The organism is Actinoplanes sp. M2I2, assembly GCF_023544445.1.
GTDB lineage: Bacteria > Actinomycetota > Actinomycetes > Mycobacteriales > Micromonosporaceae > Actinoplanes.
Map to the genome: position 1 here is coordinate 411,501 of NZ_JALPVJ010000008.1, position 13,044 is coordinate 424,544.

Consider the following 13,044-nt stretch of genomic DNA (forward strand, 5'->3'; position numbering starts at 1 on the left):
GGTCGATCATGCCGTGACCTCCTGGCCCATGGCCGCGTACATGACGGATTCCTCGGTCGCTTCGGCGCGGGTCAGCTGAGCGGCGACCCGGCCCTCGCGCAGCACCACGACGCGATCGGCCATGCCCAGCACCTCGGGCAGCTCCGACGAGACCATGACGACGGCCAGGCCGTCCGCGGCGAGCGACGACATCAGCCGGTGCACCTCGGCCTTGGTGCCGACGTCGATGCCGCGGGTGGGCTCGTCGACGATCAGCAGCCGGGGCCCGGTGGCGAGCCACTTGGCCAGCACGACCTTCTGCTGGTTGCCGCCCGACAGCGTGCCCACCGCGTCGCTGAGCCGGCCCAGCTTGGTCTGCAGCTTGCGGGTCCACGTCTCGGCCGCCTCGCGCTCGCGCCCGCCGAACAGCAGCCCGAGCCGGGCCAGCTTGCGCGCCCGCGGCAGGGTCACGTTGCGCTCGATCGACAGCTCCATCACCAGCCCCTGCTGGCGGCGGTCCTCGGGAACGAGCGCCATGCCGGCGGCCATCGCGGCGCGGGGCGCGTTCTTCCGCAGGCGCCGGCCGTGCACCTTCACCGAGCCCTCGTCGTACGGGTCGACGCCGAACACGGCCTGCATGACCTCGGAGCGCCCGGCCCCGACCAGGCCGGCCAGCGCGACGATCTCGCCCGCCCGCACCGAGAAGGAGATGTCGCGGAAGACGCCCTCGCGGCTCAGCCCCTCGACCTCGAGGACCACCTCGCCGGGCTCGACGTCCTGCTTGGGGAAGAGCGCGCTCAGGTCACGGCCGACCATCCGCCGGATCATGTCGTCGACGCTGAGTCCGGAGACCAGGTCGGTGGCCACGTGCCGGCCGTCCCGCATGATCGTCACGCGCTCGCACAGCGCGGTGATCTCCTCGAACCGGTGCGAGATGAACATGATCGCGGCGCCCTCGTCCCGCAACGACCGCACCACGGCGAAGAGCCGTTGCACCTCGACGGCCGACAGGGCCGCGGTCGGCTCGTCCATGATGAGCACCCGGGCCTCGGCCGACAACGCCTTGGCGATCTCGACCAGCTGCTGGTCGGCGATCGACAGACCACGTGCCGGACGGCTCGGGTCGATCGGGACGCCGAGCCGGCGGAAGAGCCGCTCGGCGTTCGCGGTCATCTCCCTGCGGTCGATCTGGCGCAGCCTGGTCAGCGGCTGGTTGCCCATCGCGATGTTCTCGGCCACGGACAGGTCGGGAAAGAGCGTCGGCTCCTGATAGATGACGGCGATGCCGGCCGCCTTGGCGTCGGCGGGGCCGGCGAAGTCCACGTCGGCGCCGTCGACCCGCAGGGTGCCGGTGTCCGGACGGTGGACCCCGGCCAGCATCTTGACGATGGTGGACTTGCCGGCCCCGTTCTCGCCGACGAGCGCGTGCGCCTCACCCGGGTACAATGGGAAGCTCACGCCCTGCACGGCGGCGACCGCGCCGAACGACTTCGTGACGTCGTGGACCTCGAGCCTGGGCGCCGTGCTCTCCCGCCCGGGTGGCTGGGTCCTGGGCTTGGGCGGCTGGTTCTCGGGCCGGGCGTTTGCCTCCGCCACGGGCCACCTCCGTCTTCCCCGGTCGTCTTCCCCGGTGCTGGAATATCGGGCCGTCTTTGAAATGTTTCAGTGACAGTACGAGCAACGTAGGTGGCGCCGATCACAGCTGTCAAGCGTTGCTCGGAAACGTTGTGGAAACACCGCCGTCGCTATTCCTGGTGTGCCGTAAGATGCGGCTTCAACGTTTCAACGGGGTCGTGCCGGGAGGATGCTGTGCTGAACGGCCGGACGCCGTCCGTGAAGGACGTCGCGGCAGCCGCGGGCGTCTCGCTGGGCACCGTCTCCAACGTGATGAACCGCCCCGAGGTGGTCAGCGCGCGCACCCGGGAAAGAGTCGAGCGGGCCATGTCCGAGCTCGGCTTCGTCCGCAACGAGTCGGCCCGCCAGCTGCGCGCCGGCACGAGCCGGACCCTGGCGTACGTGATGCTCGACGGCACCAACCCGTTCTTCCACGACGTGGCTCAGGGCATCGAGCTCGCCGCCGAGGACGCGGACCTGTCGCTGTTCATCTGCAACAGCAACAGCCGCTCCGCGCGCGAGGCCGTGCACCTCGACCGCCTGCTGCAGCAACGCGTGCAGGGCATCCTGATCACCCCGGTCGACCCGGCCGCCCCCCACCTCGACGAGCTGACCCGCCGCGGTGTCCCCATGGTCATCGTCGACCGCGTCCGCGGCGCCGACAGCTGCTGCTCGGTGGCGGTCGACGACGTGCTCGGCGGCCGCATCGCCGTGGAACATCTGGCCGAGCAGGGCCACACCCGGGTCGCGTTCATCGGCGGTCCCGAGTCGCTCGGCCAGGTGCGGGAACGCCTCGCCGGCGCCCGCGAGATCTGGGAGTCACTCGGCCGCGACCCCGAGGACCTCGTCTATCTGCCCACCGAGGCGCTGACCGTCGCCGAGGGCCGCACGGCCGGCGAGCGCCTGGCCGGGCTGCCCACGCGCCGTCGGCCCACCGCCGCCTTCTGCGCCAACGACCTGCTGGCCCTGGGCCTGCTGCAGCAGAGCATCGGCGCCGGCCTGCGCGTCCCCGACGACCTGGCCATCGTCGGCTTCGACGACATCGAGTTCGCCGCGGCCGCCGCCGTGCCGCTCACCTCGGTACGCCAGCCCCGGCAGGAACTGGGCCGCGCCGCCGCCCAGCTGGTGCTCGACGAGGCCACCAACCCCGACCACCGCCACCAGCAGTTGCAGTTCACCCCCGAGCTGGTGGCCCGAGCCTCCACCGCAAACCGCGCCCGCGTGCTCTAGGCAGCGCTGCATCGGGCCCGCCCACTCAAGGGCGGGCCGAAAGACACGCCGTTGTCGGGGGAGCGGCCCCGGCTGTCCACAGGAGACGTCGTGACCGGGGTCACGCTGGGGAAAACGATAAGACCGGGCCGTCGGACGGCCCGGTCGAATGCGCGCGGAGCTCAGCCGAAGTAGCCGGAAGGCTCCACGGTCTGGATGCGCAGCAGGCCGGCCAGGCGGCCGGTGACCGGGCGGGCCTCCAGGTGCAGGCGGGCGATGTTGAGGCCGCTGTCGCCGATCACCGCCAACAGGGCCAGGTCGCCGATCGCGTACACCGCCAGGTAGCCGCCCTGGTTGCGGATCGTCACCTCCTGGAAGGTGCCCTGCTGCAGGGCCGCCCCGCAGGTGCGGCTGATGCCGTGTGCGCCCGCGGCCAGCGCGGCGATGTCGTGGGGTTCGGGGCCGGCCGCGGTGTCGTGCAGGATCAGCAGGCCGTCGACGCCGGCGACGACGCAGCCGCGCACCCCGGTGACCTGGTGCCGCAGCGCGGCGAGCTCGGCTCGGACGGGCTGGTAGGGATCGGAGGAGGATTGCACGCTTTCTCCTGGGGGTGGGAGCCGGCTCACGGAGGGTTCAGAGGTGGCGGAGGCCGACCAGCACGCGGTCGAGGACGTCGTCGTCGGTCACGTACGGGCGGCCCAGCAGGCTGAGCAGGTCGGCCGCCTCGTCGGGTTCGGCCGGGTCGAGGCGGTGCCGCCGGGGCAGGTCGGCGGGTGCGTCATCGGCGTCCGCCGGGTCGAAGCCCGGGGAGAATCCCGCGGACCGGAAACCCGGTGGGGCCGTGACCGAGGCGCTGAGGTCGACGGTGCCGCCGCCCACGTCGCGGCGGATCAGGTCGAGGTCGAGGGAGGCGCCGGGGGGCGCCGTCGCGTTGTCGGCGGCCGGGGCCGGTCGGACGATCCGGCCCGCGTACGACTCGATGATCGAGCCGAACTCGCGCCGGGCCATCGCCAGGTTGGCGCCGGCCCGGCGCAGTGTCAGGTGAGCGACGAGCGGCTCCTCCAGACCCACCAGGCGTACGACGTGGAACGCGTCCGCGCTGGTGAGCAGGATGTCGCCGAGCTCGTCGGCCCCGTTGCCGTCGAGCAGCACCAGTCCGGCCGATGCCGCGGCGAGCGTGACGGCAGCGGCTGCTTCCTGCTCGGTCGGCGCGGTCTCACCCGCCCACCACAGCACTTTGGGGCCGTCCGGGTCGAGCAGGGACACCGCGTGGGCGCCGGGGATGCCCAGCGCCTCCGTCAGCGGTGGCACGGACATCAGCTGAGGCCGGCGTCCAGCTGCTTCATGACGAGGCGGGCCTGCGTCAGGATCATGCCGGTGTTCGCCGTCTTCCGCGCGATCACGACCGCGACGATGTCCTGGTTGGCGCTGCGCAGGAACACGTGCACGTAGGAGTCGCTCTGGGCCAGGAACTCCTGGAAGTAGTGCCGGTCGTCGAGCACGCCGTAGCGGGCCTTGAAGATCTCTTCGATCATCGTGACGTTGCGGCCCTGGAACAGGTCGAACGTGGCCGCGGCGATCAGGTCGAGCACCTCGCCGGGGTGGTCCTCGAGGGTGTCGGCGGCGAGCAGCATGCCGGTGGACATGTCGACCAGGCCGGCGCCGACGCACTCGGGCACCTGGACCCGGAAGTGCTTGACCGCGTCGCCGATCAGCTGCGTGGTGCTCCGGATGCCGAGCCCGGTCTCGTCGACGGCCGTCATACGTCGAGCTCGCTCTCGATCTTGCGCAGCTGGTGCCGGGCCAGGCCGAGGTTGGCGCGGCTCTTGTTCAGCGCGAGGTAGAGGAAGAACGCCTCGTTGCCGCGGCCCTGGAGCAGGCGGATCAGGTGGTACTGCGAGTCCAGCGTGATCAGGATGTCCTCGATGCTGTCGGCCAGGCCGAGCATCTCGAGCGTGCGGACCTTGGCCCGGATCACGTCGGTGTTGCCGGCGGCGGCAATGTTCATGTCCATGTTGAGGCCGCCGCCCATGACACCCAGCGTGAGACCGCTGGTGTAGTCGACGAGCGCCACGCCGATGGCGCCCTCGATGGTCATGGCTTCTTTCAGCGAAGTCTCGATGTTCGCCACTTAACTCCTCCTTCTCGTGCCGTGACAGACGGTCACGAGGAACGGGGTCGTTCTTGATGTCGGCGCCAACATTGGCACGCCCAAGATTGCTTGAACACTGAAGAATGGGCGAATCGGTGCAGGTCAGACCGAAGATCCGCGGCTCGTGAGCAGTTGACCCCTTCAGGGTCGGCCGAACGGTGAGGAAGCGGCCGATTCGTCGGATGGACATGATCAAACAGCGAGATCGCCAAGCGACGCAAGGCAACGTTTCAATCGACAGACGCTTCTTGACCGGGCCCGCTACCGGCCCGTAATGTGTCGGCAACGTCTGAAACGTTTCACGGATCTTACGAGGCCGAAGGACACCATGACGAACCCCGCAGTGCGTGAGCTTCTGGAGCGCAGCAACCGGCTCGGCGCCGACCCGCGCAACACCAACTACGCCGGGGGGAACACCTCGGCCAAGGGCACCGCGACCGATCCGGTCACCGGCGAGCCGGCCGACCTGGTGTGGGTCAAGGGGTCCGGCGGTGACCTCGGCACCCTGACCGAGCGGGGTCTCGCGGTGCTCCGGCTCGACCGGCTGCGGGCGCTGACCCGCACCTACCCGGGCGTCGACCGGGAGGACGAGATGGTCGCCGCCTTCGACTACTGCCTGCACGGCCGGGGTGGCGCGGCTCCGTCGATCGACACCGCCATGCACGGGCTCGTCGACGCTCCGCACGTCGATCACCTGCACCCCGACTCGGGCATCGCGATCGCCACCGCGGCCGACGGCCCGGCGCTGACCAAAGAGATCTTCGGCGACCGGGTGCTGTGGGTGCCGTGGCGCCGTCCCGGTTTCCAGCTCGGCCTCGACATCGCCGCCGTGCACAAGGCCAACCCGCAGGCCATCGGCGTCATCCTCGGCGGTCACGGCATCACCGCGTGGGGCGCCACCAGCGAGGAGTGCGAGCGCAACTCGCTCGAGATCATCGAGACGGCCGCGGCCTATCTCGCTGAGAAGGGCCGCAGGAACCCGTTCGGCGACCAGGTCCACGAAACGCTGCCCGCGGACCGGCGCGAGGAGCGCGCCGCCGCGCTCTTCCCGGTGCTGCGCGGCCTGGCCTCGACCGACCGCGCGCAGGTCGGCCACTTCACCGGCTCCGACGTCGTCCTCGACTTCGTCAACAGCGCCCGCCTCGGCGAGCTGGCAGCTCTGGGCACCTCCTGCCCCGACCACTTCCTGCGCACCAAGGTCAAGCCGATGGTGCTCGACACCGCGCCGGACGCCCCGCTCGACGAGGTCGTCGCCCGCGCGAAGGAACTGCACGAGGCGTACCGCCAGGACTACCGCGCCTACTACGACCGGCACGCCACGGCCGACAGCCCGGCGATCCGGGGCGCCGACCCGGCCATCGTGCTGGTGCCCGGCGTCGGCATGTTCTCGTTCGGCGCCAACAAGCAGACGGCTCGCGTCGCCGGCGAGTTCTACGTCAACGCCATCAACGTGATGCGCGGCGCCGAATCCGTGTCGACGTACGCGCCGATCGACGAGGCCGAGAAGTTCCGCATCGAGTACTGGGCGCTCGAGGAGGCCAAGCTTCAGCGGATGCCCAAGCCCAAGCCGCTGGCCACCCGCATCGCCTATGTCACCGGCGGCGGCTCGGGCATCGGCCGGGCGATCGCGCTGCGGCTGGCGGCCGAGGGCGCCTGCGTGATCGTGGCCGACCGCGACGGGGAGGCGGCCGAGAGGACCGCCGCCGAGATCGGCGGGCCGGACGTCGCCCTGGCCACGACGGTCGACGTCACGAGCGCCGACGCGATCGTCGCGTCGCTGCGTCAGGCGGTGCTCGCCTTCGGCGGTGTCGACCTGGTGGTCAACAACGCCGGGCTCTCCATCTCCAAGCCGCTGCTCGAGACCACCGAGCAGGACTGGGACCGGCAGCACGACGTGATGGCCAAGGGCTCGTTCCTGGTCTCGCGTGAGACGGCCCGCATCCTCGTGGCGCAGGGGCTGGGCGGCGACATCATCTACATCTCCAGCAAGAATTCGATCTTCGCCGGGCCCAACAACGTCGCCTACGGCGCCACCAAGGCCGACCAGGCCCACCAGGTGCGCCTGCTCGCCGCCGAGCTGGGCGCCCACGGCGTACGAGTCAACGGGATCAACCCCGACGGCGTCGTCCGCGGCTCGGGCATCTTCGCGGGCGGCTGGGGCGCCCAGCGCGCCGCGGTCTACGGCGTGCCCGAGGAGAAGCTGGGCGAGTACTACGCCCAGCGCACCCTGCTCAAGCGTGAGGTGCTGCCCGAGCACGTGGCCAACGCCGTGTTCGCGCTGACCGGGGGCGACTTGACCCACACGACGGGCCTGCACGTCCCGGTCGATGCCGGCGTGGCCGCCGCCTTCCTGCGATGACGGCGCCGCGATGACGTCCTTCGCCGCGGTCGACCTGGGCGCGTCCAGCGGGCGCGTCATGGTCGGCGACTTCGCCGGCGGCGCGGTCACGCTGACCGAGACGCACCGGTTCGCCAACGAGCCGGTGCGCATCGGCGGCACCCTGCACTGGGACATCCTCGGGCTCTATCGCGGCGTCCTCGAGGGACTGGCCCAGGCCGGTCCGGTCGACAGCATCGGCATCGACTCGTGGGCGGTCGACTACGGCCTGCTCGACGCGTCCGGCGCGCTGCTCGGCAACCCGGTGCACTACCGCGACGGCCGCACCGACAGCGTGCGCCTGGACCTCGGCGACGAGAAGCTGTACGAGATCACCGGCCTGCAGAAACTGCCGTTCAACACCATCTATCAGCTCGCCGCCGCGCGCGGCACGCCGCAGTTCGAAGCGGCCCAGCAGATGCTGCTCATCCCCGATCTGCTGGCCTACTGGCTGACCGGCGAGATCGGCGCCGAATACACCAACGCGTCGACGACCGGCTTGCTCGACGTGCGCACCCGGGACTGGTCGGCCCCGCTGATCGCCGAGCTCGGCCTGCGGCCCTCGCTCCTGCCGCCGGTCCGGTCGCCCGGGTCGGTGATCGGGGACTTCCGGGGTACGAGCGTCGTGGCCGTCGGGTCGCACGACACGGCCTCCGCGGTGGTGGGCGTGCCGGCGGCGGGCGAGCATTTCGCGTACATCTCCTGCGGCACCTGGTCCCTGGTCGGTGTGGAGCTGCCCGGGCCGGTGCTCAGCGCCGAGTCGCGGGCGGCCAACTTCACCAACGAGGGCGGGGTCGACTGCACGATCCGCTACCTGCGCAACGTGATGGGGCTCTGGCCGCTGCAGGAGTGCATGCGCGAGTGGGGTTCGCCGGACATCACCGAGCTCCTGCGGCGAGCGTCGCGCGAGCCGTTCACGGCCGTGGTGGACCTCGACGACCCGGTCTTCCTCCCGCCGGGCGACATGGTCCGGCGGCTCACCAAGGCGGCCGGGCTGCCGGTCGACGCGAGTCCGGCCGTCCTGACCCGCTGCATTGTGGACAGTCTGGCGTCGGCTCATCGCAAGGCCGTCGAGCAGGCCCAGGAGCTGTCCGGGCGGCACGTCGACGCGGTGCACATCGTCGGGGGCGGCGCCCGTAACGAGTTGCTCTGCCAGCTCACCGCGGACGCCTGCGGGCTGCCCGTGCTGGCCGGCCCGGTCGAGGCCACGGCGCTGGGCAACCTGCTGGTCCAGGCCCGGACGGCCGGGGTGATCGGCGGCGACCTGGCAGCGCTGCGCTCCGTTCTGCGCGACACTCAGCGGGTCATCCGGTACGACCCCGTAGGGAGGTAACCGGGAGTGCGGATAGCTCTGTTCGCCACCTGCCTGGCCGACACCATGTTCCCCGCCGCGGCCAAGGCGACCGTTCAGCTGCTCGAGCGGCTCGGTCACGAGGTGGTCTTCCCCGAGGCGCAGACCTGCTGCGGCCAGATGCACATCAACACGGGCTACCAGCAAGAAGCCCTTCCCCTCGTACGCCGTTACGTGCGCACCTTCGAGCCGTGTGACGTGGTGGTGGCGCCCTCGGGCAGCTGCGTCGGCTCGATCCGGCACCAGCACGCGACGGTCGCGCGACAGGCCGGCGACGAGGGGCTGGCGTCCCGGGCCGAGGCGGTCGCCGGGCGCACGTACGAGTTGTCCGAACTGCTCGTCGACGTGCTCAAGGTGGAGGACGTGGGCGCGTACTACCCGCACCGCGTCACCTATCACCCGACCTGCCACTCGCTGCGGGTGCTGCGGGTCGGCGACCGGCCGTTGCGGCTGCTGCGCCAGGTGCGCGGCCTCGACCTCGTCGAGCTGCCCGCGGCCGAGCAGTGCTGCGGCTTCGGCGGCACGTTCGCGGTGAAGAACGCGGACACCTCGACCGCGATGCTGGCCGACAAGATGCGGCACGTGCTCGACACCGGCGCCGACGTCTGCACAGCCGGCGACGCCTCCTGCCTCATGCACATCGGCGGCGGCCTGTCCCGGCTGCGCACCGGCGTACGGACCGTCCACCTGGCCGAGATCCTGGCGTCTACGGAGGCACCGTCATGACCGACTGCACCGGAGTGAGCGAAGCGGTCGTAGGGCCAGGAGTGCATGACAACTGGAGCAACGTCATGACCGACTGCACCGGAGTGAGCGAAGCGGTCGTAGGGCCAGGAGTGCATGACAACTGGAGCAACGTCATGACCGACTGCACCGGAGTGAGCGAAGCGGTCGTAGGGCCAGGAGTGCATGACAACTGGAGCACAGTATGAGCACCTTTCTGGGCATGCCCGCTCACGCGCCGCGGGGAGTGGGCCAGCTGCGGGGCGACGAGCCGTTTCCGGCCGCGGCCCGGACGGCGCTGGCCAACCCGCAGCTGCGGCGCAACCTGCAGCACGCCACCACCACGATCCGGGGCAAGTCCGGGCGGGTGATCGCCGAGGTGCCCGACTGGCAGGAGCTCCGGTCGGCCGGCTCCGCGCTCAAGGCGTACACGATGGCGAATCTGCCCCAGCTCCTCGAACAGCTCGAGGAGAAGGTCACCGCCGCGGGCGGGGTGGTGCACTGGGCGGCCGACGCCAACGAGGCCAACCGCATCGTCACCGAGCTGGTGCGGGCGACCGGCGAACAGCGGGTCATCAAGGTCAAGTCGATGGCCACCCAGGAGATCGGGCTCAACGAGGCGCTCGAGGCCGCCGGGATCACCCCGGTCGAGACCGACCTGGCCGAGCTCATCGTGCAGCTGGGCCACGACAAGCCGTCGCACATCCTGGTGCCGGCCATCCACCGCAATCGCTCGGAGATCCGGGAGATCTTCCTGCGGGAGATGCCGGGCGTCGACCCGGCGCTCACCGACGACCCGCCCGAACTGGCCGGGGCGGCCCGGCGCTACCTGCGGGAGACGTTCCTCAGCACCCGGGTGGCCGTCTCGGGGGCGAACTTCGCGATCGCCGACACCGGGACGCTCGCGGTGGTCGAGTCCGAGGGGAACGGCCGGATGTGCCTGACCCTGCCGGACACGCTGATCACGGTCATGGGCATCGAGAAGGTCGTGCCCAGCTGGCCCGACCTGGAGGTGTTCCTGCAGTTGCTGCCGCGCGCGTCGACCGGTGAGCGGATGAACCCGTACACGTCGATGTGGACCGGCGTGACACCCGGGGACGGGCCGCAGAACTTCCATCTGGTGCTGCTCGACAACGGGCGGACGGCCGTCCTGGCCGACGAGGTGGGACGGCAGGCGCTGCACTGCATCCGCTGCTCGGCCTGCCTCAACGTGTGCCCGGTGTACGAGCGGACGGGCGGGCACGCGTACGGGTCGGTCTATCCGGGCCCGATCGGGGCGGTGCTGTCGCCGCAGCTCACCGGGGTCGAGGACAACGCGTCGCTGCCCTACGCGTCGTCGCTCTGCGGGGCCTGCTTCGACGCCTGCCCGGTGAAGATCGACATCCCGTCGATCCTGGTCCACCTGCGCAACCAGGCGCCGCATCCGCGCTCCGAGAAGGCGGCGATGGCCGCGGCGGCGTACACGATGGACCGTCCCCGGCTGTACGAGCGGGCCCAGCGCGCGGTCAGGTTCTCCAAGCTGCTCGGCAAGCGGGGCCGGGGGCTGCCGCCGCCGCTGAACGGGTGGGCCGCGAGCCGCGATCTGCCCGACCCGCCGGCGGAGTCCTTCCGTGACTGGTGGCGGGGGCGATGAGCAGCAGAGATCTCATCCTGGGCCGGATCCGGCAGGCGCTCGGCCCGGACCCCGAGGTCGTCGACGTCCCGCGCGACTATCGGCGTGGTCCGGCTCCGGTCGATCTCGACCTGCTGGTCGAGCGGCTCGTCGACTACAAGGCCGTGGTTCATCGCGTGTCCGACGTTCCGGGCGCCATCCGCGGGATCATCGGGGCCGGCCGGCTCGTGGTGCCACCGGGTCTGCCCACCGCCTGGCTGCCGCCGGACGTCCCCTTCTCCGTCGACGACGGTCTCTCCGCGGCCGAGATCGCCGCGGCCGACGGCGTGGTCACGGCGGCCGCGGTGGCCGTCGTCGAGACCGGCACCATCGTGCTCGACGCGTCGCCCGATCAGGGCCGGCGCATCCTCTCGCTCCTGCCCGACCTGCACATCTGCGTGCTGCGCCCGGACCAGGTGGTGGCCTCGGTGCCCGAGGCCGTCGCCCGGCTCACCCCCGGCCGGCCGCTGACCTGGATCAGCGGCCCGTCGGCGACCAGCGACATCGAACTCAACCGGGTCGAGGGGGTGCACGGCCCCCGCAACCTCCACATCGTCCTCCGGGAGACCGCATGATCCTGACGCCCAAGCCACGCCGCAAGATCCGTATCGGGCTGGTGGCCGGCGGGCTCGGCACGTACTGGCCGCAGTTCCCGCATCTGCTTCCCCAGCTCGAGGAATCCGCCCGGTACGTCTCCGAGCGCTTCCAGGAGATGGACGCCGAGGTCACCGACGTCGGCTTCATCTCGGACGCGCAGGAGGGCACAGCCGCGGCCGAGAAGCTGCGCCGGGCCGACTGCGACCTGATCGTGCTGTTCCTGACCACCTATCTGACGTCGTCGATGGTGCTGCCGATCGCGCAGCGCGCCAACAGCCCGGTGCTCGTCATCGACCTGCAGCCGACCGAGCGGATGGACCACGCCTCGTTCGACACCGGCGCCTGGCTGGCCTATTGCGGGCAGTGCCCGGTGCCCGAGGTCGGCAACCTGTTCCGCCGCGCGGGCATTCCGTTCCGCTCGGTCACCGGCTGGCTGCGGCAGGAGTCGGCGTGGGCGCGCATCTCCCGGTGGATCACCGCCGCCCGGGTGCGGGCCGCCCTGCGCGAGGCCCGGCACGGCCTGATGGGCCACCTCTATCCCGGGATGCTCGACGTGTCGACCGATCTGACCCTGCTGCCCACCACGTTCGGCTCGCACGTCGAGGTGCTCGAGTTCGACGACCTGCGCGAGCGCGCGCTGGCCGTCACCGACGACGAGGTCGCCGAGCGGATGGAGCTGGCCCGCAAGATCTTCGTGGTGGACGACTCGGTCGACCAGGACGACTTCGCCTGGGGCGCGCGGGTCTCGGTGGGCCTCGACCGCCTGGCCGACGACTTCGACCTGGACAGCCTGGCCTACTACCACCGCGGGCTGGCCGGCGAGCAGCACGAGCGGCTGGGCGCCGGCATGATCCTGGGCGCGTCGCTGCTGACCGCCCGCGGCATCCCGGCCACCGGCGAGTACGAGCTGCGGACCACGGTCGCCCAGCTGGCCACCCAGGTCGCCGGGGCGGGCGGGTCGTTCTGCGAGATCCAGGCGCTCAACTTCGAGGACAACGTGGTCGAGATGGGTCACGACGGGCCGGCCCACCTCGCGGTCAGCTCCCGGCAGCCGTTGCTGCGCGGCCTCGGCGTCTATCACGGCAAGCGCGGCTGGGGGGTGAGCGTCGAGTTCGACGTACGCCCGGGGCCGGTGACCCTGCTCGGGCTGGGTCAGGACCGGGACGGCTCGCTGTCGTTCATCGCCGGCGAGGGCACCGTGGTCGAGGGGCCGCTGCTGGCGATCGGCAACACCACGAGCCGGGTCGACTTCGGCCGTGACCCCGGCGAGTGGGTCGACGACTGGAGCGCGTCCGGCGTCGGCCACCACTGGTCGCTGTCGCTGGGGCACCGCGCCGCCGACTACCGGGCCGCCGCGAGCCTGCTGGGCATCGAGTTCCGGCAGGTCTGAG

Annotated in this window: 12 protein-coding genes; 7 read left to right on the forward strand and 5 right to left on the reverse strand. The window is 71.2% G+C overall.

Going from position 1 to position 13,044, the window contains the following annotated elements; all coding sequences use genetic code 11:
* Positions 1-6: 6 nt before the first annotated feature.
* Positions 7-1,575, reverse strand: coding sequence for a sugar ABC transporter ATP-binding protein (locus HJC40_RS46160; protein ID WP_250002436.1), 1,569 nt, complete (start codon positions 1,573-1,575; stop codon positions 7-9).
* A 213-nt stretch (positions 1,576-1,788) separates the two neighbouring features.
* Between HJC40_RS46160 and HJC40_RS18965 the strand changes: the two genes are divergently transcribed.
* Entirely contained in the window at positions 1,789-2,823 is a 1,035-nt protein-coding gene (locus HJC40_RS18965; protein WP_250002437.1) for a LacI family DNA-binding transcriptional regulator, read from the forward strand.
* 161 nt (positions 2,824-2,984) lie between these two features.
* Here HJC40_RS18965 and HJC40_RS18970 read toward each other — a convergent pair whose 3' ends face one another.
* From HJC40_RS18970 to HJC40_RS18985, 4 genes are read right to left on the reverse strand one after another with little or no spacing between them, the layout of a single operon-like run.
* Positions 2,985-3,398 carry a roadblock/LC7 domain-containing protein gene (locus HJC40_RS18970; RefSeq protein WP_250002438.1) on the reverse strand — a complete coding sequence of 138 codons (414 nt, stop codon included), beginning with the start codon at positions 3,396-3,398 and terminating at the stop codon, positions 2,985-2,987.
* A 37-nt stretch (positions 3,399-3,435) separates the two neighbouring features.
* A complete protein-coding gene (locus HJC40_RS18975; RefSeq protein ID WP_250002439.1) occupies positions 3,436-4,113 on the reverse strand; it encodes a hypothetical protein in 678 nt (225 codons plus the stop codon).
* A 5-nt stretch (positions 4,114-4,118) separates the two neighbouring features.
* On the reverse strand, positions 4,119-4,565 hold the full coding sequence (locus HJC40_RS18980) for a hypothetical protein (protein ID WP_250002440.1): 447 nt from the start codon (positions 4,563-4,565) through the stop codon (positions 4,119-4,121).
* The gene (locus tag HJC40_RS18985) at positions 4,562-4,933 is read right to left on the reverse strand and encodes a hypothetical protein (RefSeq protein ID WP_250002441.1); all 372 of its coding nucleotides are present in this window, start codon (positions 4,931-4,933) and stop codon (positions 4,562-4,564) included. Before HJC40_RS18985 ends, HJC40_RS18980 begins: the two co-directional genes overlap by 4 nt.
* 349 nt (positions 4,934-5,282) lie before the next feature.
* Between HJC40_RS18985 and HJC40_RS18990 the strand changes: the two genes are divergently transcribed.
* The 6 genes from HJC40_RS18990 (at position 5,283) to HJC40_RS19015 (ending at position 13,043) form a co-directional block, all read left to right on the forward strand.
* On the forward strand, positions 5,283-7,313 hold the full coding sequence (locus tag HJC40_RS18990) for a bifunctional aldolase/short-chain dehydrogenase (RefSeq protein WP_250002442.1): 2,031 nt from the start codon (positions 5,283-5,285) through the stop codon (positions 7,311-7,313).
* A 10-nt stretch (positions 7,314-7,323) separates the two neighbouring features.
* Positions 7,324-8,664 carry a rhamnulokinase family protein gene (locus tag HJC40_RS18995; RefSeq protein WP_250002443.1) on the forward strand — a complete coding sequence of 447 codons (1,341 nt, stop codon included), beginning with the start codon at positions 7,324-7,326 and terminating at the stop codon, positions 8,662-8,664.
* A 6-nt stretch (positions 8,665-8,670) separates the two neighbouring features.
* Positions 8,671-9,408, forward strand: coding sequence for a (Fe-S)-binding protein (locus HJC40_RS19000; protein WP_250002444.1), 738 nt, complete (start codon positions 8,671-8,673; stop codon positions 9,406-9,408).
* 202 nt (positions 9,409-9,610) lie between these two features.
* Positions 9,611-11,038, forward strand: coding sequence for a LutB/LldF family L-lactate oxidation iron-sulfur protein (locus HJC40_RS19005; protein WP_250002445.1), 1,428 nt, complete (start codon positions 9,611-9,613; stop codon positions 11,036-11,038).
* Positions 11,035-11,631, forward strand: a complete 597-nt coding sequence (locus HJC40_RS19010; protein ID WP_250002446.1) for an LUD domain-containing protein — start codon at positions 11,035-11,037, stop codon at positions 11,629-11,631. Before HJC40_RS19005 ends, HJC40_RS19010 begins: the two co-directional genes overlap by 4 nt.
* Positions 11,628-13,043 carry an L-fucose/L-arabinose isomerase family protein gene (locus HJC40_RS19015; RefSeq protein ID WP_250002447.1) on the forward strand — a complete coding sequence of 472 codons (1,416 nt, stop codon included), beginning with the start codon at positions 11,628-11,630 and terminating at the stop codon, positions 13,041-13,043. The genes HJC40_RS19010 and HJC40_RS19015 overlap by 4 nt, the downstream gene beginning before the upstream one ends.
* Position 13,044: the final 1 nt, after the last annotated feature.